This is a genomic window from Tractidigestivibacter montrealensis (assembly GCF_024741235.1).
Lineage (GTDB): Bacteria > Actinomycetota > Coriobacteriia > Coriobacteriales > Atopobiaceae > Tractidigestivibacter > Tractidigestivibacter montrealensis.
The window spans coordinates 28,353-49,027 of the sequence record NZ_JANSKA010000008.1 but is presented as its reverse complement, the minus strand read 5'-3'; the positions used below and the strand labels follow the sequence as shown (position 1 = coordinate 49,027).

Below are 20,675 nucleotides of genomic sequence, written 5' to 3'. Positions count from 1 at the left end.
GCACGACGCCGGCGAGACCCTTGAACGGCATGAACTTCCTGTCGAGAAACACCACGTGGATGGCGCTTGACGCTACGCCACTGTGGCCTCGTAGCCCGCGTCCTTGACAGCGGCGACAAGTGCCTCATCGGTGACCTCAGGCGCCGCCTCGACCACGGCGTTCTTGTCCGCAAGCGAGACCTTGGCCGAGCTCACGCCCGGAACGCCTTCGAGGGCCTTGGTCACGTGGGCAACGCAGTGGTCGCACATCATTCCCTCGACGTTGAGCTTCTTCTCCATGGCAGTACTCCTCTCGTTGGCGGCTGCCTCCGCGGCAGTCGCATTCTTGACCTCGGCCGCGGGTGCGACATCATGCTCCGCAACGGCCGGAATGACCTTGGTGTCAACAGGCGCAGCGTCCTTCTCGTCCGCCTGCCTGGGCTTCCAGGCAAAGAGCCTGAGCGCGTTGGAGACAACAAACACGGACGAGAAGCCCATTGCCGCCGCCCCTACCATGGGGTTGAGCGTCACGCCCAGGGGCGAGAGCACGCCCATGGCCACGGGGATGCAGATCGCGTTGTAGAACAGCGCCCAGAACAGGTTCTGCCGGATGTCACGCATGGTGGCGTGGCTCAGCTCGATGGCGGTGGCAACGTCTGCCGGGTCGGAGTGCATGAGCACCACGTCTGCCGAGCTAATGGCAACGTCGGTACCGGCGCCAATGGCAATGCCCACGTCGGCGCGGGCAAGTGCCGGGGCGTCGTTGATGCCGTCACCCACCATGGCCACCTTGTGGCCCTGGCCCTGGAGCTCGCGGACCTTCTGCTCCTTCTGGCTGGGAAGCACGCCGGCCACGACCTCGTCGACGCCCACCTGGCGCGCCACTGCCTTAGCGGTCTTTGCCTGGTCGCCCGTGAGCATGATGGTGCGCACGCCCATGCGGCGCAGACGTGCCACGGCCGAGGCCGAGGTCTCCTTCACCACGTCCGCCACGCCGAGAAGCCCCAGCGCACGGCCACCGAGCGCAAAGTAGAGCGGCGTCTTTGCCTGGGCCGCAAGCTCGTCCGCCTGCGGGGCGAGCGCCGAGACGTCCACGCCAGCGGACGCCATGAGGCGAGCATTGCCCGCGATGGCGGGAGCGCCGTCGACCTGGGCGCGCACGCCACCGCCGGCGACCTGCTCGAACCCTGCGGAGTCCACGTCCTTATCAGCGCCTGCATGTGTCTCGTCCACGTAGTCGCAGACGGCCTGCGCAAGCGGGTGCTCGCTCTTGCGCTCGAGCGCGGCGGCAACGCGCGCAAGCTCGACCTCGTCCACGCCGGCAGCCAGGCGCACGTCGGTCACGCGCGGCTTACCCTCGGTGATGGTGCCGGTCTTGTCGAGCACCACGGTGTCCAGGTCGCAGGCGCCCTCAAGGGCCTCGGCGCTCTTGATGAGGATGCCCACCTTGGCGCCGCGCTCCGTGCCTACCATGATTGCCGTAGGCGTGGCCAGGCCAAGCGCGCAGGGGCAGGAAATGACCAGCACCGAGACGGCATGGTTGAACGCCGTCGCAAAGTCACCGGGGGCAAAGACTGCAATCCAACCCAGGAAGGTGACGGCGGCAATCGCCATGACCACCGGGACAAAGACGCCGGCGATCTTGTCGGCCTGGCGCTCGATGGGCGCCTTGGAGCTTGTGGCCTCGTCCACGAGGCGGATGATGCTCGCAAGCGCCGTGTCGTCGCCAACAGCCGTGGCCTCCATGGCAAACCAGCCGCGCTGGCTCACGGTGGCACCGGTCACGCGGTCGCCCGCGCCCTTCTCGGCAGGAACCGGCTCTCCGGTGATGGCAGACTCGTCAATCGAGGCGGAGCCCTCGCGAATGATGCCGTCGACCGGTACGGACTCCCCGGCACGCACCACCACAATGTCTCCCACGCGCACCTCGTCGGTAGCCACCTCGACCTCCTGGCCGTTGCGGCGCACGCGTGCCGTCTTGGGCGCGAGGTCCATGAGTGCGCTGATGGCAGAGGTTGTCTTGCCCTTGGCACGGGCCTCGAAGTACTTGCCCAGCGTGATGAGCACAAGGATGGTGCCGGCCGAGTCAAAGTACAGCGAGTGCATCATGGCGTAGTGGGCGCCCTCGAGGTCCGCGGCACCAAGTGCCAGCGCCATCTGGTAGACCCCCACCAGGCTGTAGGCGTAGCTCGCCGCAGACCCAATGGCGATGAGCGAGTCCATGTTTGGCGAGAGGTGCGAGAGGGTCTTAAACCCCATGACAAAGTAGCTGCGGTTGACAAAGAGCACGCAGGTGGCGAGAAGGAGCTGCGTCATCGCGGAGGCCATCATGCCCTGCATGCCGGCAAGGCCGGGAACCTCCGGCCAGCCAAGCATGGGACCCATGGCCAGGTAGAAGAGGGGCACGCCAAAGACGATGGACCAGATGAGCTGCTTCTTCTTGGCCTCGATCGCCTTCTGAGCGCCCTCCCTGGGGTCGACGAACGAGCTGCGCGAGGCAGCGCCGCTTGCCTCCTGTCGAGGCGAGGCGCCGTAGCCTGCCTCCTCGATGGCGGCGACTACAGCCTGCGCCGTCTTGGGGTTGCCGTCGTAGTCGAGCTCCATCGAGTTCTTGAGCAGGTTGACGTTGGCCTCTGTCACCCCAGGCACGCCGGATGCGGCCTTGCCAACCCGTGCCGAGCAGGCCGCGCAGGTCATGCCCGTGATGTCGAACGTTTGCTTCATAGTGCTTGGTTCCCTTCGCTGTTGCGTCCCTGGGAGCAGGGAAATGCTGTCTGACCTCGCTTTACGCGAGACTCACATGAACTTCTTGAAGAGGCGCATGACCTCGTCCACGACCTCGGTGTCGCCCGCCTGGATGCGCTCAACCACGCAGGTCTCGAGATGGTCCTGCATGATCTCGCGGCTCACAGCCTTCACTGCGGACTCCACCGCCGCAAGCTGAGTCAGGACGTCTCCGCAGTAGCGGTCCTCCTCGACCATGGCCTTGACGCCGTTAAGCTGCCCGATTGCGCGGTTGATGCGGCAGGTGACATCGTGCCTGAGCTCCTCGGAGCGGGGCGTCTGCTTCATGTGGGCGCACGTCTCGGAATTTGTCCCAGCGCATGCGTGTTCGGTTGTCTCCATGCTGGCTCCCTTCCTAAGTGCATCGGGGGATCATATACTCCCCTGGGGCATCTTCTACCATGAGACAATATACCCCTTTGGGGTACCAGTCAAACGAGAAGATTACGTTTGCGACCGCTACACATTCGAGGGCGTTTGTGTAGCGCGCCCAGGTCGCTACACGTTCGGACGCCGATTGTGTGACAGTCCGCTACACATTTGGACGCCGATTGAGTATCGACCTGCGCGGGTCACATGTTCGGACCCGAATGTGTAGCGCACGTACCGCCGGCGTCCCCAACTCCCGCGCGGCCCAAACCGTCCTACTCCACCACGTCAGGCTCCACGGCGTTGGCCGGGTCTCCCTCGTCGTGCTCCGCAGGAACCGAGCCCGCGTCAGAGCCACCCTCCCCCGCTTGTGTCTTCGCGGCCTCCTCGAACGCCGCCTTCATGGTCTTGTTGCCTCGGGTGAGGCGCCTAATGGTGAGGTCTTCCGCCTTGTCGTTGGCAAGCCGGAGCTGGTTCTCGGACTTGGTGAGGCTCTCCTTCACCTTCTGGAGCGACGCAATGGAGCGATCAATCTGCTCGATTGCCTCCGAGAAGCGCTTGGAGGCCTGTTCGTAGTTGCGTCCAAACCCCTGCTTGAACTTCTCGAGCTTCTCCTCGAAGTTTGTCACGTCGAGGTTCTGCTGGCGCACCTCGGCAAGCTCGCGCCGAGCCGAGACCGCGTTCAGGCCGGCGTTTCTCAGCAGGCTGATGATTGGCAGGAAGAACTGCGGGCGCACCACGTACATCTTGGGGTAGCGATACGAGACGTCCACGATGCCCGCGTTGTAGAGCTCGCTCTCGGGCTCAAGCGTAGAGACGAGAACGGCGTACTCGCAGTGCTTGTTGCGACGGTCCCGGTCGAGCTTGGCAAAGTGGTCCTCGTTGCGCTTGCGGTTCACGGAGTTGTCGTCCTCGTTCTTCATGTCGAACATGATCGAGACGATCTCTGTGCCGGACTCGTCGCACTCCCTAAAGACGTAGTCCCCCTTGCTGCCGTCGACCACGTCGTTGTCCTTGTGGAACTCCGCACGCGGGAACGCCATCATGCGTACCTTGTTGAACTCGGACTCGCAGTGCTGCTCCAGGGTCTCGCCAATGAGCTTGACCGAGAGGCGCGAGCGCTGGTTCTTGATGCGCTCAATCTCGTCGTCCCGGTCGCGAATCTCTTGGTCCTTGTACTTCTCCTGCTCGACCAGGCGCTGGTTGAGAACGGCAATCTCCTGGTCCTTCTTGGCCGAAACCTCCTGCACCTGCGACTGCAGCTCGACCAGGCGACGGTCGCGCTCGGCGGTGGCGCGCGTCACGGCGAGCTCACGAGCGCCCTTGGCCTGCTCTTCCTGCGCGCGGAGCTGCTCGGTGAGGCGCGCGATGCTGGCATCCCTCTGGGCAAGCTGCTCCGCGGACTCCTGCTGTGCGGCCGCAAGCTTCTGCGCTGCCGCATCCTGCGCCCGCGCAAGGAGCTCCTGTGCGCTCTTCTCGGCAGTGGCCTGCTGCACCTTGGCCGCGGCCTGCGCCTGCTCAAGCTGCGAGGAGAGCTTGGCGACCTCCGCACGCAGCGCCTCCTGGGCCTTGGCGCGTGCCGCCTCCACGGCAGCCGCCTCGCGCTGCTCCATGAGGGCGCGCTGCTCGTCCAGCTGGCGCTTAAACTCGGCGTCGCGCACCTGCTGCAGAATCTGAGCGTAGCCCGCCTCGTCCACCTGGAAGACCTTCCCGCAGTTGGGGCACTTTATCTCGGCCATGGGACCTCCTTTGGCAATGTTCCTGCATAAAGGGTACACGGCCCGCGCGACACAAATAAGCGAGACAGAGAAGCATGGCGGGATTCGCGGCTTGTTACCGGCACGTTCTCCTTCGCTCCCGCCAACTGGTAAAGCTTGCTCGCGGGGCAACGGCCCGGCAACAACGAGCGGAAGGAGCTTAGTCCTTGTTGCGGGCCCGTGGCAAGCTGCTCTCGCCAACTGGCCAAATGTCCGCGCTGCTCAACGGGCCGGTAACAACGGGGGCAACTGGCCACCACTTATTACCGGCCCGTAGACTGGCGGGGAAGTTTCCGCAGGACTCGTGCATTTCTCCCTTCGGCCCGGTAAGAACACTTGCGACAGCAAACACTTGCGACAGCAGCCTCAAGGACTCCGCACGGCCGCACAACGTGAGACAGAAAAACGCGGCGGGAGCCCAGGGGCCCTCGCCGCGTGTGATGTGGCGGTGCTTGTGCAGATGCTGGCCTAGGCAGCCCAGCCCTCAGCCGAGAGCGTGGTTGCCTCGGCACCGGTCGAATAGCTCGCGCCGCTGCCGGTGGTGTAGGAGCCGGTGGAGTTCTGGCGCTGCTGCATGCGCTCCTCGATCCACTGCTCAAGCTCGTCCTGCGTGGTGCTGTTGCCGTTGCTGTTGTCGTTCAGGCCGGTGCCGTCGCCATTCAGGCCAATGCCGTTCCCGGTGGTGCTGTTAGAGGAGGAGTTCTCCTGCTCGGGCTGAGCCTGGAGAGCCTCGTCGGAGCCAAGCGTCACCGTGAGGTCCTTGGTATCGTTGCCACGCACGACGGTCACGGTGACGGTGTCGCCAATGTCATGCGAGCGCACCGCAAGGACCATGCCGTCGGCGGAAGTGATCGCCTCGCCGTCCATGGCAACGATGATGTCGCCCTTCTGGATGCCGGCCTGGTCGGCAGGGCCACCAGAGACGACCTCGGCAACGTAGGCGCCCTGGTTCACGGAGAGCCCGTTGGAGCGGGCGTTCTGGGCGTTCACAGTCTGCATCGAGAGGCCGATGTAGGCATGCGTGACCTCCTCGCCGCTAATGATCTTGTCGGCAATCTTGATGGCGTAGTTGCCGGGGATGGCAAAGCCGATGCCCGCGAAGGACTCAGTCGAGGACGAGTAGAGCGTGGAGATGCCCACGAGCTGACCCTCATCGTTCACGAGCGCACCGCCGGAGTTGCCGGGGTTGATAGCAGCGTCAACCTGGATGAGGTTGGTGTAGATGGTGTCGCCCGAGCTGGACTGCAGGAGCTCGTTGCGGTACAGCGCAGAGACGATGCCCTCGGAGACGGACTGGTCGAGGCCAAACGGGCTGCCAATGGTCATGACCCAGGAGCCAACGTTGAGCTGGGAGGAGTCGCCCACCTCGATGGGGGTCACGGAGTCACCGTTGAGGTCGGCCTTGATGACCGCGAGGTCGGAGGAGGAATCGGAGCCAACCACGCTGGCCTCGTAGCTCTTGCCGCTGATGGTCACGCTGACGGAGGTGGCACCGTCAATCACGTGGTAGTTCGTGAGGATGTCGCCGTCCGTGTCGAGAATGACGCCGGAGCCAAGACCCTCACCGCTGTCGGTAGTGACATTCACCGAGACCACGGAGGGCATGGCCTTTGCGGCTACGGCCTCGGCCGTCGACGCGTCGGTATCGCTCGACGTGATGTTGATGGTGCCGTTGCTCGAGCTGGAGCTACCCGAGGAGGAACTGGAGCCCGCAGTTGTGGAGGGCTTGCCGAAGAAGCCCGTGAGGCTCAGCACGAGCACCACGACGAGCGCTGCCACAACTCCAGAGATCGCACCTGCAGCGATGGGCTTGCTCACGCCGGCCTTCTTATCCTTGCCTGGCTTGTCTCCGCCATTGCCCACGCCGCCGTTGCCGCCCGCTGCGGGCTGGACTGGCTGAGGCTGCTGCGTCGTCTGCCCCGCCTGCGAGCCGCCCTGCTGGCCTGCGCCTACGTAGCCGGCGCTTGGCGAGTACGCCGCGCCCTTGCCGCCATAGTTTGCATAGTCATAGCTCTGCGTGGGCTGTGCCTGCGTGGGCTGTGCCTGCGTGGGCTCCGTGCCCTGGTTCTGCTGAGGGGCCGAGCCGGCGCCGTTCATACCCTCGCCAGGCTTGCCCGTGGAATAGTCTGCCATGGAAACGTCCCACCCTTCGTCTGTGGCGGCCCACCGGGGCCGTCCTGCTTACGACTGTGAATGTACCCCGTTACGCCAAGGGTGCCGCGTTTGGCGCTGTATCGCCACGCCTGCGCAACAAGTCTTTTGTGTTCCTGAAAACCCAGCGGAGCGAGACGTCCCTTCACTGCCCGTAACCTCCTGAGCCCGCGCTCGGCCCCCCGCTCCCTCTCCTTCTGCATTCTTTATCGGAATCTGAGAATCGCAATTCTCGCGACCTGCGGAAATGTCGAATCCGGTTCTCAAATACCACTAAAGAACGGCTGGAGGAGCGGCAGATACGGGCATGCAGCAGGCCTCGGAGCCCGTTGGCCCTCTCTGCAACTTGGGCTCGAGATGCCAGGGTCTCTCAGCAGATTTATTGCACGAAATTCACTGATGTGAGGACATCCAACTGGTAAAACGCCAGTATTGCAAGGAATATCGCGCAATAATTGAAACGAGGCGAGTAGAGCCAGACGAGCAGCCTTCCCGCAGCCGCCAGCGTGCAGCCGGCTGCAAACCAGCACCAAAAAGGGGCCGCCTCGCAGCAGCCCCCGGCAACTCAATCTATCCCCAAACGCCAAGCCTACACGCGGAAGAGGTACCCCACGCCGCGGATGGTAACGATGTGCGCCGCAACCTGTGGGCCAACCTTGGAGCGCACGCGACGAATGTGCACGTCGACGGTTCGCGTGCCGCCACAGTACTCGAAGCCCCACACGCGGTGCAGCAGCGTCTCGCGCGAGTACGCGCGCGAAGGGTGCGTGGCCAAAAACGACAGGAGCGAGTACTCCATGAGCGTGAGGTCAACGGGCTTCTCGTCAATGTAGACCTGATAGGTGGCAAGGTTGATGGTCATGTTGTCCACAGTCACGATGTCCGCGGGAGCACTCTCCTCGCCCGGCCACAGCAGAAGCGAGCAACGCACCTCAAGCTCGTCTACACCGGCCGTGGAGAGAATGAAGTCGTTCTTGCCCTGCGTGGGCATGCGCATGGTGGAGAGCTTGTCCGGATCCTGCACCAGCAGCATGGGGATAAAGCCGTTCTCGGCAACAAAGGAATCCACGGCGTTGAGGGTGTCCTGGGGCATACCGTCCGCATCGAGAATAACGAGGTCAAACTCGTGCCCAGAAGAAACTGCCTGCGAGAACGTCTCCTCGTTTGCAAGGGCAATTGAGACGTCTATGGCGTGGGAAAGCTCGCGCATGCGATCGTGCAGGCGCGTGGTACCAGATATGAGCAGGATGTTCTTGTGATGCACTCTAGCCCCCTGCCGGTTGGTCAAAGCTATTGCAACTTGTTCATAGTCCAGAAAACAGAGTAGCACAGCCGCACACGTGGCTAGCGAGCCTCAACAAAATCCAAACGAGACGCAGCTAGAAGGGGGCGCCGCACACGGCTGCAGCCGATGCGACGCCCCCAACTCACAAACTGTGCACATATCTTAGGGACAGTTTATGGCAAACATTGTCCCTAAAACACCAATATTAGCAGGCCACGACAGCCGCGGTGCGAGCCCTCCGCTACCCGATGGAACCCAGGAACTCGGCCGTACGCGCGTTCTCGGGATGGTCGAAGACCTTCTCGGGCACGCCCTGCTCGACCACCACGCCGTCCTCCATGAAGACCACGCGGTCGGCGACCTCGCGGGCAAAGTCCATCTCGTGCGTGACCACGATCATGGTCATGCCGGAGTTCTCGGCCAGGTCACGAATAACGTCGAGGACGCCGCGAACCAGCTCTGGGTCAAGGGCGCTCGTGGGCTCGTCGAAGAGCAGCACATTGGGGTGCATGGCCACGGCGCGCGCGATGGCCACGCGCTGCTGCTGGCCGCCGGAGAGCTGAGGCGGCTTGAAGTCAGCGCGGTCCGCCAGGCCAACGGCCGTGAGCTGCTTCATGGCCTCGGCCTCGGCGTCCTCCTTAGAGCGCTTGAGGACCTTGGTCTGGCCGATCATCACATTCTGCTTGGCGGTGAGGTGAGGGAAGAGGTTGAACGACTGGAACACCATGCCAACCTCGCGGCGCAGCTTGTTGACGTCGGTCTTGCTCTGCCCCGTGATCTCCTGGTCCTCGATCAGAATGTGACCGGCCGTAGGCGTCTCGAGCAGGTTGATGCAGCGCAGCATCGTCGACTTGCCCGAGCCGGACGGCCCCAGCACCACGACGACCTCGCCCGGCCACACGTCCAGGTTGACGTCGCGCAGGACCTTGGTGTCATCGAAGGACTTGTTGAGGTGCTCGATGCGCACAATGGGGTGCTCGCCCTCGGTGAAGTGGTGCTTGGTGAGGGTCTTGTCCGAGGCAAAGGCGAGGCTGGCCGCCTCCTCGGCAGAGAGGGCATCGGGGACGACGGGCACGTCCTCATGCGAATGACGGTGCTTACTCGCCATCTGCGACACCTCCAAGGTCGACGGTGGGATGCGAGACAAACGGCGCGGAGAGGGCCGCAAACACGTCGGCGGCAGGCTTGGCCGTCTCGGCGTGGGAGACCTCGGCAGAGGCGGCAAGCTCCTCCTCGGCCTTAGAAGCCTGCTGAGACGCGCCGGCCACGGCGCGACGCTTGGGCCTGGGGCCGCCGCCGCGCTCGGAGCGGGCGATGTTGTTCTCGATGATGCCAACAACCTTGATGAGCGGCAGCGTCACGATGAGGTAGTAGATGGCGGCAGCCATGTACGGGGTGATGTTGCCCGAGGTGGTGGTGAGGTTCTTCGAGAACATCATGAGCTCCATGACGCCCACCGAGGATAGCAGCGACGTGTCCTTGTAGGACGTAATGAAGTCACTGGTAACCGTGGGGATGACGCGGCGCACGGTCTGCGGCAGGATGATGGAGGTCATGGTCTGGAAGCCGTTCATGCCCAGGGATGCCGCGGCCTCGTACTGGCCCTGCGGGATGGACTGGATGCCCGCGCGGAAGATCTCGGCCAAGTACGCCGAGGAGTTCACGGCCATCACAATGACGCCCAAGACGTTGTTGTCGATGTTGATGCCAACCATGGGCAGGCCAAAGAACATGATGTAAATCTGCAGGAAGAGCGGCGTGCCGCGCAAAAGGTTGATGTAGCAGATGGCGATGGCGCGCAGCACCTTGTGACGGCTGGTCTTGAGCATGGCGAAGGCCAGGCCAAGCACGATGGCAAACGGGTAGCAGGCAAGCACGATGCCCAGGCAGACGAGCCAGCCGGGGAAGAGCGAGGCGAACGACGTCAGGAGCAGCTGGGGCTTAAAGAACATGCCGAGGAACGGGTTGGAGTTCCACGCCGCGACCCAGGGCTGTGCGTCGAGCCAGCTCACGGCTGCCTGGAGCGGCGTGTTGGCGATCACCGTGATGGCGGCGGAGTCGTCAAGCGCATGCGACTGGCCGTCCGCGGTGGTGTAGCTGCCCGAGACCACGTAGTCACCGCCGTCGGCGGGGAACTGCATGTTCGTAATCTCAAGGCGCACGAGCGAGCCCGCGGGAATGCCCTCCGAGAACTGCACGTCCACCGAGTTACCCGACGAGGTGGCGGTGCCGTCGATGCTCGTGCGATTGAGGCCGTCGAGCACGGTGATGCGGGTGCTCGCGTGGTCAAAGGTCGCACCTTCGGGGAGACTCAGCGTGATCGAGGAGACCTCCTCGTCGCCGCCGACCGTTCCTTCCCAGGTGAGACGCGTGTCCATGGCGCCAATGACTCCGGAGCCGCCGTCCTCGTTGGGGCGTGCCGTGGCCTTGTTGGTGGTCATGGCAAGCGCGCTCACGGGGAGAAGCGCCATGGTGGCGACAAGGACGAGCGCGGCCGAAAGCGCGAGGGCGAGCAAAGGCAGGCGCCGCGTGTGGTGGCTCTCCCCTCTCGTCATGGCGTTCTCATGCATGTGTGACAAGGTAATTGCTCCTGACTGGAAAGCGGGGCCGTGTGGCCCCGCCGTCGTTTCCGTGCCTGATGATGCCTGCTAGATGGTCGAGCCGAACCACTTGGTCTCGATGGAGTCCATCGTGCCGTCGCTCTTCATGTCCTCGAGCGCCTTGTTGACGGCCTTCGTGAGGTTGGGGTTGTCCTTAGAGATCGCGATGCCGTACTGCTCGCCCGTGGCGATCTCCTCGATGATGTCCAGGTCGGAGAAGGAGTTGGTGAGCATGTACTTGGCAACGGGGAGGTCGACGACCATGGCGTTGTAGAGGCCGGTCTGGACGCCGGTGAGGGCGGCCGTGACGTCGTCGACGGGCACGCACGTGGCGTTGGGGAGGTTCTCGGTGATCCAGTCGTTACCGGTGGTGCCTCCCTGGCAGACAACCTGCTTGGAGGCGTCGTTCAGGGTCGCCTCGGTCTCGGTGGAACCCTTCAGGGCAACGATAGCCTGGTTGGAGTCGAGGTAAGGCTCGGAGAAGTCGACGGACTCCTCGCGCTCGTCGGTAATCGTGATGGCAGCGATGGAGACGTCGGCCTTGCCGCCCTGCTTGATGAGGGGCACCAGGGTATCGAACTTCTGGTTAGGCAGGTACTCGCACTGGAGGCCCATCTTCTCTGCGACGGCGTTGATGACGTCGACGTCGAAGCCCTCGGGGTCGCCGGTCTGGTCATTCATGTACTCGAACGGTGCAAAGCCCAGCTCGGCAACGACGGTCAGGGTGCCGTCCTTCACGAGCGTGTAGGAGTCGTCGCTCGCGGACGAGTCCGTGTTCGTAGACGTGCTGGAGCTACTGGTGGAGCTGCCGCCGCAGCCAGCGAGCACCGCGCTGCCCGCAAGGGCACCTGCGGCGAGAATGAACTGACGCCTGCTCATGGAATTCTTCATGGTGTTCCCTTCTTCCTTTCCCCCGTCCGATGACGGGCAGTGCTTGTCCCCCATTGTTACCGCACAACGTTACAGGCGGTGGACTCGGAGCGTTACAGGTCTGAGCCAAACCACTTGGTCTTGAGGTCCTTCAGCGTGCCTTCCTCGTCGAGCTGGGCCAGCGCGTCGTTGATCGCGCTCGTGAGCGCGGGGTTGCCCTTGGAGACAACGATGCCGTACTGCTCGCCCGTGGGGATCTCGATGGAGACCTGGCAGTCGGTAAAGGAGTTGTTCACGAGGTACTGGACCACGGGGAGGTCGGCCACGGCCGCGTCGTAGAGGCCGGACTGGACGCCCGTGAGTGCCACAACCGGATCGTCGAGCGAGACTAGCGTGGCGTTGGGGAGGTTCTCCTCGACCCAGGACTCGCCGGTAGTGCCGGCCTGCACGGCCACCTTGACGTCCGTGGAGTTGAGGTCGTCCTGCGTGGTCTTGGTGGAGGTCTTTGCGGTCACGAGACCCTGGTTGGAGTCCAGGTAGGGGTCGGTGAAGTCGATCTCCTGCTTGCGCTCGTCGGTGATGGTGAAGTTGGAGACGCCCACGTCGGCCGTACCGCCCTGCTTGATGGTGGGGATGATGGTGTCAAACTTCACGGGCGAGAGGTACACGCTCGTAAGGCCGAGCTTCTCGCCAATGGCCTGCATGAGCTCGACTTCGAAGCCCGTGGGCTCGTTGGTCGAGGTGTCGGTGTAGTCAAGCGGCGGGTTGGCGAGGTCGGAGGCAATGGTGAGCTGTCCATCCTTCACCAGGGTGTAGGTGTCCTGCGAGGCTGAGGTTGTTGATGCGCTGGTAGAAGTGCCCGTTGAGGACGACGCGGAGCCACATCCGGCGAGTGCCGCCGTGCCCATGGCTGCCATTGCGCACGCGAGAAAGTCGCGGCGCGTGAGTGACGCGAGCTGCTTCATGAGATGCTCTTCTCTCTGACGTGAGGGGAACATTACGGCCTTGATACCACCCCTCCGTTGGTCAAGTAGTTTGGCTCAACGGCTCCGCGAACGGCGGCGCAGCGCGGTTTCTTAACAAGATTGACAAAGAGTGAGCTGCTATTTTTCGACAATTTATGCATTATTGTCTATGTTTATGCCAATTTATGGAATATTCTGACCAATATCTGTATGGGTCATTGAATTCCTATGCAACAAAGCGCATAAGTGGAGTCTCTGGGCAGGCGTGTGTGACAGCAGGAGCGACGAGGCTCCACTGAGCTCACGTAGTCGAGTTGGCAGACATTGACGATTGGGATACGGTTTTTCGAGATACCCACGAGTATCGAGTAGTTCGAGTATTGATAAACCGCAGGTCAGCGAATTGCTATATTTGCACGGTCACATAAGGGTTTCAACCAAAACTGCTGCCAACCGGAAGTACTGAGACGAGCCGAGACGCCGCACCCCTCTCACCCATCAACAACGCAGCTGGCGGCTACCGTCCTCCAGCTTGCGCCGCATGCCCGCAGAGTTTAGCTCTATTTCTTAAACGACTTCGACGTTTGCCCAGTTGCCGCGAAACCGTTCTAAGAAAGGGAGCTAATCTCCGAACGAAGGTGATTGGAGGACCCAAGAGCTGGCGCATCTCGCACCGCCAGCACTGTCGCTCTACCCACGCAACCCGCCCCATCCTCCGAATTTATTGCGCGTTATTTCTCGCCATTTCGATATAAGGCCAGTTGACTTGTGGGTTATGGAGAAATAACGCGCAATAATCAGCTTCGGGGAAATCGGTGGCGTAAGAAGAAGGCACCGGTCTGGCGATAGGGAGAGATGCTCTAGGGCGGAGAGTGGATGTCAACGGGACCTCCGATGACGCTATCAGGCCCTTCTTGTACGCACTAGCCGCGAGACCTTCGCTCGGGCGTGGCATGAGACAAAGGGACTGTCCCTTTGTCTCACGAGAAAGGCGCCCGCCGGGTTTCCGGCGGGCGCCGCAATGCGCAATGCAGCTCTCGGCGAGAAGGCCGCGGCCTACACGCCGCCGTAGTAGTGGACGCGCTCCCAGTCGGTAACGGTAGTGCAGAACTCCTCCCACTCGCGGCGCTTGCTCTCCACGAGGTAGTTGAAGATGTGCTCGCCCAGCGTCTCGCGCATGAGCTCTGACTCCTCGAAGCGATCGACCGCCTCGCCCAGCGTGCGCGGCAGACGCTCGATACCCTCGGCAGCAAGCTCGCGCTCACTCTGCGAGAAGGTGTCAACCGTAGCCTCCTCGGGAAGCACAAGCTCGTCCTCGATGCCCTTGAGGCCCGCAGCCAGCGTGACGGCCAGCGCAAGGTACGGGTTGGCGGTGTTGTCGGCGCTGCGCAGCTCGACGCGCGTTGCCACATGCTTGCCGGGCTTGTGCGTAGGAACGCGCACCAGCGCGGAGCGGTTCTTGCGCCCCCACGTGGCGTAGTTGGGGACCTCGCCGGAGGTGATAAAGCGCTTGTACGAGTTCACCGTGGGGTTGGTGACCAGCGTGAACTCGGGCGCGTAGCGGAGAAGGCCCGCCACAAAGTGCTGCGCCAGCTCGGAGAGGTGCGCGGGGTGCTCGGTCTTGGGCGCCCAGAAGAGGTTCTCGCCGTCGTGGTCGAAGAGCGAGAGGTACAGGAACATGGCGGAGCCCGGCGCATCCGAGAGGGGCTTGGGCATAAACGACGCGAACAGCCCCTCGGCCGCCGCCTCCTGCTTGATGACCAGGCGAGAAGACATGATGTTGTCAGCGCAGCTCACAGCCTCGGTGAAGCGCAGCTCGATGACGTTCTGGGACGGACCGCCGCCATGGAAGGAGTACTGCACGGGGACGGACATCTTCTCGAGCGTAAGCGTGGTCTGGCGGCGCAGATCGTTTGCCACGTCGCTCGGCGTAAGGTCAAAGTAGCCGGCGGTGTCGAGAGGCACGGGATCCACGTCGTTGTCAAAGTAGAAGTACTCGATCTTGGGACCAACGTTGAAGACGTAGCCCTCGCGGTCCGCGCGCTCGAAGACGCGCTCGAGGCAGCCGCGCGGGTCGCCGGCAAACGGCTCGCGCGAAGGCGTGCAGATGTTGCAGAACACGCGCGCCACGCCGCTCTCGGTGGGGCGCCAAGGCAGAAGCTGGAACGTCTCGGCATCGGGGAAGGCGAGCATGTCCGATTCCTCGAGGCGAGCAAAGCCGTCAATCGACGAGCCGTCGAAGCCAATGCCCTCCTCAAACGCCTCCTCAAGCTCCTCCGGCGAGATCGCGAACGACTTCAGCGTGCCCAGCACGTCTGTGAACCACAGGCGCACAAATCGAATGTCACGCTCCTCAACGGTGCGTAGAACAAAATCAATGTCCTTCTCGGTGCTCATGGGTCTCCTCCCGACGGCACGGGCGCAGGTATTTCTCAATCACATCTACGTTCCCACAACCGTATTTCGTGCCTGTTTCCACCTTCCCATCGGAGGGAATTATGACGTGGGAGACACGTTGGGGCAACCGCCGCCACCTCTTTCTGGCGAACTATCCAGCGTTGGGGTGCGCCGGCTTGTCGAGCGCCTCGTTGGCACGGCGGAGCATGTCGTCGGCGGCGCGGCAATGCCCGCCGGTGTAGCGCGCCGTGCAGCCAGTGTCTCCACAGGTACTGCACTCGCTCGTCTCGCCACGGGCAATCGACCGAACGCACAGGGCCACCACCGCAGCCACCGCAAGGAGAATGACAACGTCAAGAGGATTCATGGCTACCTCCCTCATGCAAGCTTCAAGTTAACCTATGTCAACTATACCCTTTTGCGTCATACTATCTACAGGTGTGCGGAAGCGCACGAAAAAGCCCAAGAGAAGGGAAGCCCATGGCTGACGACCAGAACATGCACCTCGTGATCATTCGTCACGGCGAGTCCGAGTGGAACAAGCTCAACCTCTTTACCGGTTGGACCGATGTCGACCTCACCGACACCGGCCGCGCGGAGGCGGCTGCCGGTGGCAAGGCACTGAAGGAGCAGGGCTTCGACTTTGACGTCTGCTACACCTCGCTGCTCAAGCGCGCCATCCACACGCTGAACATCGTCCTTGACCAGATGGACCGCGCGTGGCTGCCCGTCCACAAGACCTGGCGTCTCAACGAGCGCCACTACGGCGCACTCCAGGGCCTCAACAAGGCCAAGGCCGCCGAGGAGCACGGCGAGGAGCAGGTCCTCATCTGGCGTCGTTCCTTCGACGTCCAGCCGCCCGCGCTCACGCCCGGCGACGAGCGTGACCCGCACGTCCAGGCGATGTTCCGCGACGTGCCGCAGGAGGACCTCCCCTACACCGAGTGCCTGAAGGACACCATCGCCCGCGCGTGGCCGTACTTCGAGCAGGAGATCAAGCCGCAGCTCGAGAGCGGCAAGCGCGTTCTTATCGCCGCCCACGGCAACTCGCTGCGCGCCCTCGTGATGCAGCTTGAGCACCTTACCCCCGAGGAGATCCTCAAGGTCAACATCCCCACGGGTGTTCCTTGTTCCTACACCTTTGACAAGGACTGGAACATCCTCGACAAGCACTACATTGGCGACCCCGCCACCATCGAGGCCAAGATCAACGCCGTTGCCAACCAGGGCAAGGCTAAGAAGTAGGCTGTCTGCCATTGCAGCCCAGTGTCCCCCGGCGGCTCTCGTCGCCGGGGGACTTTTATGTGCCGCGGAATTGCTTTACCGGGCAACGGGATTGTTTTACCGGGCAACGGGATTGCTTTACCGGGCAACGGGATTGCTTTACCGGGCAACTAAATCCCGCGGACGAGAAGGGCGACCGTACCTCACCATGCAGTAACGGGAACAAATTCGACATTTTCGCGCCTATGAACGCTGTTATCTATCGAGGCCGTGCCCCACAGTGCTCAGACAGTCGGAATCGCGAGAAGGTAGGGACCACGCAGGGTCCCAGTGAGACAAAGGGACTGTCCCTTTGTCTCATCGATACGCCGAAGGCCGGTTTCCGGAGAGAAGTTCCGCGCAGCGCACCTCTCGTAGGAAACCGGCCTCCGGCCTACACGTACCTGGTGACTAGCAAATCTTGTGAACCCACCCAAACTGGTCCTCGATCTCGCCGGACTGAATGCCGGTGAGCGTCTCGCGCAGCTTCTTCATGACGGGACCAACGTTCTCCATGCCGCTCTTGAAGACGTAGTGGACGTCGTCGTTGTCGACCTCGCCCACGGGCGAGATGACCGCGGCGGTGCCGCACATGCCGGCCTCGACGAACTCGTTGTCCAGAATCTCCTGGAACTTGACAGGGCGCTGCTCGACCTTCATGCCCAGCATCTTCTCGGCCACGTCAACCAGCGAGCGGCGCGTGACGGAAGGCAGGATGGAGTCGGTGAAGGACTGCGGCACAACGAGGGTGCCGTCCTCCTTAACAAAGAGGATGTTGGCGCCGCCGGACTCCTCAACGTAGGTGCGAGTCTTGGGGTCGAGGAACATGTTGTCCGCGTAGCCCTTGCTGTGCGCCTCGACGCTGGGATAGAGACTCATGGCATAGTTGAGGCCGGCCTTGATGTTGCCGGTGCCGTGGGGTGCCGCACGGTCGAACTTAGAGACCTGCAGCTTGACGGGCTTGACGCCGCCCTTGTAGTACGGGCCAACGGGCGTCACGAGGATGCGGAACTGGTACTCGTCGGCAGGCTTCACGCCAATGACGTCACCGGTCGCGAACATGAGCGGGCGGATGTATAGGGTGGCACCGGAGCCGAAGGGCGGGACGTAGGCGGCGTTCGCCTTGACGACCTCCTCGACGGCCTTCACGAAGCGATCCTTGGGGAACGGCGGCATGCAGATGCGCTTCGCGGAGTTGTACATGCGCTCGGCGTTCTGGTCCGGGCGGAAGCAGACGATGTCGCCATTCCTGGTAGTGTAGGCCTTGAGGCCCTCGAAGACCTCCTGGCAGTAGTGGAGAAGCCCTGCGCACTCGGAGAGCGTAACGGTGTGGTCGGGCGTGAGCGTGCCCTCGTCCCAGGCGCCGTCCTTGTAGTTCGAGACGTAGCTGTAGTCGGTATGCATGTAGGCAAAACCGAGGCTACCCCAGTCGATGTCCTTCTTCTCCATTGGTATTCCCCTCTCATCCGTATCGCGCGCAGGTGCGAGCGTGCGTTCAACCAGATTAGGACGCTGAAACCAGCTGGTCGCAATCATTGCGGAGCTTGTAACAAAGCCAACAGAGGACCAACACGGCGTGGAATGAGACAAAGGGACTGTCCCTTTGTCTCATTCCACGGTTTCGTAGGGCAGGCGGTCCACCAGGTAGCCACGCTTGGCAAGCGCCGCGCCAATCTCGTCCAGCGCCTCCTCGGAAGGGGCGCTCACATGGTGGAAGTGGTACCCGGAGGTCACGCGCGAGAGGGGCGTCGACCTGCTCGACGCAATGTCGGCCAGGTAGCGCGCCACGTCACGCCGGCTGGATACGTTGAGCGGCACGGAGATGACCCCGTACGTGCGGTGGTTCACCACCACGTCCTCCACGGTGCCACCCAGGTCAACGATGAGGTTGAGCTCGTCTTCTATCTGCTCCTCGGTGTGGTACACCTTGAAGATGCGCCGCGGCATGTTGTGCCGGCGCAGCACGTAGCCACGGTGCGTGGACTCAAGCTCGACGCCGCTGCGCCTGAGGAGCGCCACGTCCTGCACGATTACCTGCCGGCTCACGCCAAGCTCGCGCGCCAGCTGGCCACCAGAAATGGGCTCCCCGGCCTCGCCGAGGAGCGCCACGATCTTTGCCCTGCGATCTTCTCCGCTCATGCACCTCAGCCTAGCATGGATTCGAAGTCACGGTGAGGTGCTTGAGCGAGAGGTCGAGGATGGGCGCGGAGTGGGTAATCGCGCCGGAAGAGACGTAGTCCACGCCCAGGTCGGCGAGACGGGCGGCGCGCTTCATCGTGACGTTGCCCGAGACCTCCACCTCGGCCGCGCCGTCGATCACGCGGATGGCCTCGCGCATGGCATCCAGGTCCATGTTGTCGAGCATGATGATGTCGGCGCCGGCGTCCACCGCCTCGCGGACCTGGTCGATTGTCTCGACCTCAACCTCGATCTTGCGCACGAAAGGCGCGTAGGCACGCGCGGCGGCAACGGCCTTGGCAACGCCGCCGGCCGCGTCGATGTGGTTGTCCTTGAGCAGCACGCCGTCAGAGAGGTTGTAGCGGTGGTTGCCCGCGCCACCCACGCGGACGGCCTCCTTCTCGAAGACGCGCATGTTGGGGCAGGTCTTGCGCGTGTCCACCAGGCGCGTGCGCGTGCCGGCAAAGAGCGCGGACATGCGGCGCGCCGCCGTGGCAATGCCGCTCATGCGCTGCAGGTAGTTGAGCGCGACCCGCTCGCCCGAGAGAAGCGCCCGCACGTGGGCGCGCACGCAGCCAAGATCCTGGCCGGCGGTGACGTCGGCCCCCTCCTCGACCGAGAACTCGCAGGTGGCCGTGGGGTCAAGCAGCTCGAAGTTGCGTGCGAACACGTCCAGTCCGCAGATGACACCGTCCTCCTTGGCAATGAGGCGCACCTCGCCCGTGGCCTTCTCGCCAATCACCGACGCCGTGGTTACGTCCTCGCTGGTGATGTCTTCGCGCAGCGCCGAGAGAATCAGCGGCTCTGCCTGCAGCTTAAGTGTCACCGAGTTCATGCGGCATGCCTTTCTCGTACGATGTCGCGCGCGGCAAGCCGAGAGAAGACGAGGCTCTCGAGAAGCGAGTTGCTCGCCAGGCGGTTGGCGCCGTGCACGCCGTTGCAGCTTGTCTCGCCCGCCGCGTAGAGATGCGGCAGGGTGGTCTGGGAGTTTGCGCCCACGTGGATGCCACCCATGAGGTAGTGCTGCGCGGGCACCACGGGGATGGGCTCGCGGCGGATGTCGTAGCCCTCCTCCAGACAGCGCTGCCAGATGTGGGCAAAGTGCCCGCAGATGACGTCCTCGGGCACAAGCTCGAACGAGAGGCGCACGTAGTGCGAGCCCTCGCGCTCCATCTGGTCGTAGATGGCCTTCGAGACCACGTCGCGCGGCTGGAGCTCGTCGCAGAAGCGCTCGCCGGCGGCATTGAGCAGGATGGCGCCCTCGCCGCGGCAGCTCTCGGAGATCAGGAAGGCGCGCCCGGGCTTCTCGGTATAGAGCGACGTGGGGTGAATCTGCACGTAGTCCATGTGGTCGAGCGCCACGCCGTGCGCCGCGGCCACGCGGCAGCCGTCGCCCGTGAGGCACGGGAAGTTGGTCGAGCGCTCGTAGAGCCCACCGATGCCGCCCGTGGCGAGAATGACGTCGCGTGCGCGCAGCTCCAGGCGCCGGCCGCGCGCGTCGTGCGCCACGATGCCAACGCAGGAGCCACCCTCGACGAGAAGGTCGTCCATGCACACGTGCTCGTGGATCTCCACGTTGTCAAGACGGCGCACCTGCGCGAGCAGCTTGGTGGTGATCTCCTTGCCGGTGACGTCGGCGTGGTGGAGGATGCGCGGGCGCGAGTGGGCGCCCTCGCGGGTGTAGTCGAAGCCGCCCTCAGGCGTGCGGTCAAAGTCGACACCCAGGCGCACCAGGTCGCGGATCACGTCGCGGCTCGACCAAATCATGGTGTCCACGCTCTGCGCGCGGCACTCGCCGTGGCCGGCGCGCATGGTGTCGTCGAACCAAGAGTCGTAGTCGTCGGGGTCACGCATCACGCAGATGCCGCCCTGCGCGAGCATGGAGTCGCAGCTCTCCAGGTCCTCCTTGCAGATCATGGTCACGCGCAGGCCACGCGGCAGGTTGAGCGCCGAGTAGAGCCCGGCCACGCCGCAGCCCACGATCACGACGTCGCTCACGAGCGCCCGCGGCTGCGGGGCCACCGCCCCATCGGCCATCTGAGCAGGCCTTTCCACAACAGCCGTGCTTGCCATGCCA

The 20,675-nt window shown here is 63.4% G+C and carries 16 protein-coding genes; 1 reads left to right on the top strand and 15 read right to left on the bottom strand.

Annotated features, from left to right (window positions below):
- Nucleotides 1-72: 72 nt before the first annotated feature.
- The 11 genes from NVS32_RS10190 to NVS32_RS10140 form a co-directional block, all read right to left on the bottom strand.
- Nucleotides 73-2,703 carry a heavy metal translocating P-type ATPase gene (locus NVS32_RS10190; protein ID WP_258499713.1) on the bottom strand — a complete coding sequence of 877 codons (2,631 nt, stop codon included), beginning with the start codon at nucleotides 2,701-2,703 and terminating at the stop codon, nucleotides 73-75.
- A gap of 72 nt (nucleotides 2,704-2,775) precedes the next feature.
- Nucleotides 2,776-3,105 (bottom strand): metal-sensing transcriptional repressor, encoded by a 330-nt coding sequence (locus NVS32_RS10185; protein ID WP_258499712.1) that lies wholly within the window; start codon nucleotides 3,103-3,105, stop codon nucleotides 2,776-2,778.
- A 302-nt stretch (nucleotides 3,106-3,407) separates the two neighbouring features.
- Nucleotides 3,408-4,871 carry a DUF2130 domain-containing protein gene (locus NVS32_RS10180; protein WP_258499711.1) on the bottom strand — a complete coding sequence of 488 codons (1,464 nt, stop codon included), beginning with the start codon at nucleotides 4,869-4,871 and terminating at the stop codon, nucleotides 3,408-3,410.
- A 486-nt stretch (nucleotides 4,872-5,357) separates the two neighbouring features.
- Complete coding sequence (locus NVS32_RS10175; RefSeq protein ID WP_258499710.1) at nucleotides 5,358-7,022, bottom strand: S1C family serine protease; 1,665 nt, start codon at nucleotides 7,020-7,022, stop codon at nucleotides 5,358-5,360.
- A gap of 607 nt (nucleotides 7,023-7,629) precedes the next feature.
- Nucleotides 7,630-8,304: a response regulator transcription factor gene (locus tag NVS32_RS10170; RefSeq protein WP_258499709.1), complete on the bottom strand. Its 675-nt coding sequence runs from the start codon at nucleotides 8,302-8,304 to the stop codon at nucleotides 7,630-7,632.
- 262 nt (nucleotides 8,305-8,566) lie between these two features.
- Nucleotides 8,567-9,433, bottom strand: a complete 867-nt coding sequence (locus tag NVS32_RS10165) for an amino acid ABC transporter ATP-binding protein (protein WP_303646629.1) — start codon at nucleotides 9,431-9,433, stop codon at nucleotides 8,567-8,569.
- Nucleotides 9,423-10,895, bottom strand: coding sequence for an amino acid ABC transporter permease (locus tag NVS32_RS10160; RefSeq protein ID WP_258499730.1), 1,473 nt, complete (start codon nucleotides 10,893-10,895; stop codon nucleotides 9,423-9,425). The genes NVS32_RS10165 and NVS32_RS10160 overlap by 11 nt, the downstream gene beginning before the upstream one ends.
- A gap of 78 nt (nucleotides 10,896-10,973) precedes the next feature.
- Nucleotides 10,974-11,816 carry an ABC transporter substrate-binding protein gene (locus NVS32_RS10155; RefSeq protein ID WP_258499708.1) on the bottom strand — a complete coding sequence of 281 codons (843 nt, stop codon included), beginning with the start codon at nucleotides 11,814-11,816 and terminating at the stop codon, nucleotides 10,974-10,976.
- A gap of 92 nt (nucleotides 11,817-11,908) precedes the next feature.
- The gene (locus tag NVS32_RS10150; protein ID WP_258499707.1) at nucleotides 11,909-12,760 is read right to left on the bottom strand and encodes an amino acid ABC transporter substrate-binding protein; all 852 of its coding nucleotides are present in this window, start codon (nucleotides 12,758-12,760) and stop codon (nucleotides 11,909-11,911) included.
- Between the two features lie 1,056 nt (nucleotides 12,761-13,816).
- Complete coding sequence (locus NVS32_RS10145; RefSeq protein WP_258499706.1) at nucleotides 13,817-15,157, bottom strand: glutamine synthetase family protein; 1,341 nt, start codon at nucleotides 15,155-15,157, stop codon at nucleotides 13,817-13,819.
- Between the two features lie 151 nt (nucleotides 15,158-15,308).
- Entirely contained in the window at nucleotides 15,309-15,524 is a 216-nt protein-coding gene (locus NVS32_RS10140) for a FeoB-associated Cys-rich membrane protein (protein ID WP_258499705.1), read from the bottom strand.
- Between the two features lie 113 nt (nucleotides 15,525-15,637).
- On the opposite strand from NVS32_RS10140, the gene gpmA reads away from it, so the two are divergent.
- Complete coding sequence (gpmA, locus tag NVS32_RS10135; protein ID WP_117652307.1) at nucleotides 15,638-16,402, top strand: 2,3-diphosphoglycerate-dependent phosphoglycerate mutase; 765 nt, start codon at nucleotides 15,638-15,640, stop codon at nucleotides 16,400-16,402.
- 429 nt (nucleotides 16,403-16,831) lie between these two features.
- On the opposite strand, the gene NVS32_RS10130 is transcribed toward gpmA, so the two are convergent.
- The 4 genes from NVS32_RS10130 to NVS32_RS10115 all read right to left on the bottom strand — a co-directional run bounded on the left by NVS32_RS10130 (nucleotide 16,832) and on the right by NVS32_RS10115 (nucleotide 20,671).
- Complete coding sequence (locus NVS32_RS10130) at nucleotides 16,832-17,869, bottom strand: branched-chain amino acid aminotransferase (protein ID WP_042088820.1); 1,038 nt, start codon at nucleotides 17,867-17,869, stop codon at nucleotides 16,832-16,834.
- A 159-nt stretch (nucleotides 17,870-18,028) separates the two neighbouring features.
- Entirely contained in the window at nucleotides 18,029-18,559 is a 531-nt protein-coding gene (locus tag NVS32_RS10125; protein ID WP_258499704.1) for a transcription repressor NadR, read from the bottom strand.
- Nucleotides 18,560-18,569: 10 nt separating this feature from the next.
- Nucleotides 18,570-19,433, bottom strand: coding sequence for a carboxylating nicotinate-nucleotide diphosphorylase (nadC, locus tag NVS32_RS10120; RefSeq protein WP_258499703.1), 864 nt, complete (start codon nucleotides 19,431-19,433; stop codon nucleotides 18,570-18,572).
- Nucleotides 19,430-20,671, bottom strand: a complete 1,242-nt coding sequence (locus tag NVS32_RS10115; protein ID WP_258499702.1) for an L-aspartate oxidase — start codon at nucleotides 20,669-20,671, stop codon at nucleotides 19,430-19,432. The genes nadC and NVS32_RS10115 overlap by 4 nt, the downstream gene beginning before the upstream one ends.
- Between the last annotated feature and the right edge of the window lie 4 nt (nucleotides 20,672-20,675).

Bases quoted from the DNA above. Each gene is read 5' to 3' on its own strand.
- NVS32_RS10150 (WP_258499707.1), bottom strand. From the start codon at position 12,760: ATGAAGCAGCTCGCGTCACTCACGCGCCGCGACTTTCTCGCGTGCGCA.
- NVS32_RS10145 (WP_258499706.1), bottom strand. From the start codon at position 15,157: ATGAGCACCGAGAAGGACATTGATTTTGTTCTACGCACCGTTGAGGAG.
- NVS32_RS10190 (WP_258499713.1), bottom strand. From the start codon at position 2,703: ATGAAGCAAACGTTCGACATCACGGGCATGACCTGCGCGGCCTGCTCG.
- NVS32_RS10175 (WP_258499710.1), bottom strand. From the start codon at position 7,022: ATGGCAGACTATTCCACGGGCAAGCCTGGCGAGGGTATGAACGGCGCC.
- nadC (WP_258499703.1), bottom strand. From the start codon at position 19,433: ATGAACTCGGTGACACTTAAGCTGCAGGCAGAGCCGCTGATTCTCTCG.
- NVS32_RS10185 (WP_258499712.1), bottom strand. From the start codon at position 3,105: ATGGAGACAACCGAACACGCATGCGCTGGGACAAATTCCGAGACGTGC.
- NVS32_RS10140 (WP_258499705.1), bottom strand. From the start codon at position 15,524: ATGAATCCTCTTGACGTTGTCATTCTCCTTGCGGTGGCTGCGGTGGTG.
- NVS32_RS10160 (WP_258499730.1), bottom strand. From the start codon at position 10,895: ATGCATGAGAACGCCATGACGAGAGGGGAGAGCCACCACACGCGGCGC.
- NVS32_RS10115 (WP_258499702.1), bottom strand. From the start codon at position 20,671: ATGGCAAGCACGGCTGTTGTGGAAAGGCCTGCTCAGATGGCCGATGGG.
- NVS32_RS10125 (WP_258499704.1), bottom strand. From the start codon at position 18,559: ATGAGCGGAGAAGATCGCAGGGCAAAGATCGTGGCGCTCCTCGGCGAG.
- NVS32_RS10130 (WP_042088820.1), bottom strand. From the start codon at position 17,869: ATGGAGAAGAAGGACATCGACTGGGGTAGCCTCGGTTTTGCCTACATG.
- gpmA (WP_117652307.1), top strand. From the start codon at position 15,638: ATGGCTGACGACCAGAACATGCACCTCGTGATCATTCGTCACGGCGAG.
- NVS32_RS10155 (WP_258499708.1), bottom strand. From the start codon at position 11,816: ATGAAGAATTCCATGAGCAGGCGTCAGTTCATTCTCGCCGCAGGTGCC.
- NVS32_RS10180 (WP_258499711.1), bottom strand. From the start codon at position 4,871: ATGGCCGAGATAAAGTGCCCCAACTGCGGGAAGGTCTTCCAGGTGGAC.
- NVS32_RS10165 (WP_303646629.1), bottom strand. From the start codon at position 9,433: ATGGCGAGTAAGCACCGTCATTCGCATGAGGACGTGCCCGTCGTCCCC.